Annotated in this window: 2 protein-coding genes; both read right to left on the bottom strand. The window is 65.6% G+C overall.

From position 1 onward, the window contains the following. Positions 1-529, bottom strand: a 529-nt coding sequence (locus AC0KUR_RS37940; RefSeq protein ID WP_473377396.1) for an ATP-binding protein, incomplete at its 3' end; no start/stop codon positions are given. 4 nt (positions 530-533) lie between these two features. Then, the coding region (locus AC0KUR_RS37935) for a Mu transposase domain-containing protein (protein WP_473377395.1) at positions 534-1,065 on the bottom strand (532 nt) is incomplete at its 5' end.

Here is a 1,065-nt window from a genome sequence, read left to right as displayed (position 1 = left end):
CACGCAGCGGCTTGAGCGCGAAGTCGTCGATGATCAGCAACGGAACCCGGATGTACTGCTGGAGCTTGCGGTCGTAGGTGTCCGTGGCCCGCGCGGCGTGGAGTCGCTTGAGCAGCTCGGTTTGCGAGATGAACAGCACATTGTGGCCTTGGCGGGCGGCGCAGTGACCGAAGGCCTGCGCCAGATGGCTTTTGCCGGTGCCGGTCTGACCGGCCATCAGGATCGCCACCTTCTCGTCGAGGTAGCGGCCGGTGGCCAGATCGTGGATGTAGGCCCGGTTCAGGTTCGGCAGGAGATCGAAGTTGAACGTCTCGAGCGTCTTGCCCATCGCGAAGCCGGCCCGCGATAGGCGGGCGTTTAGCTTCTTGTTCTCGCGACGGGCCACCTCGTCGTGCAGCAGTGTGGCGAGGAACTCGGTGTAGGCGAGCTGCCCGTCGATAGCCTCGCGGTTACGCAGTTCGAGCGAATCGAGGATGCCGGACAGGCGCAGTTGCTTGAGGATGATGTTCAGTTCTGGACTAGGATTCATGGGGTCAATGGAGCATCAGCGAGTGGAGATCGCGGCCGAAGCGGCCACCGTTCTGGTACGTGTCGGCGTTCGCCGCCGCGGGCTTGGGCACGCCTTCGTTTTCGAGCCCCTTGTCGAGGATGCCCTTGACCGTGCGGTACTTCGGACTGTTGAAGGCGAGCGCCCGAGCGCAGGCCGCGTCCAGCCGGGCGTCGCCGAACTTCTCCCGCAGGCGGATGAGACCCTGTGCGCCGCGCAGGTTGACGAGCACTGCGTCGTGGAACAACGCCAGGATGACGTCGTGGCACGATGGACCGATCTCCTTGGCGCGCGCCAGGCACCATTGCGGATCGTGCTCGAGCCAGGCCTGCGCCTGCGGCGGCTGGTGAGCCTGCACGGTATGGCGGCCGCCGGCCGGTCGTCGCGGATGCGTGGCGACGAGCTCGTGCCGATGGAACAGCTGGATGACGGTGTCGGTCGCCTTCAGCCACAGCTCCTTGCCGACCAGCGCGTACGGTGCCGAGTAGCGCGCGTACTTGTAGACGACGTGGCCGTCG

This window comes from Burkholderia sp. YHN3-13 (assembly GCF_055810675.1).
This window is presented reverse-complemented; position numbering and strand designations above follow the sequence as displayed.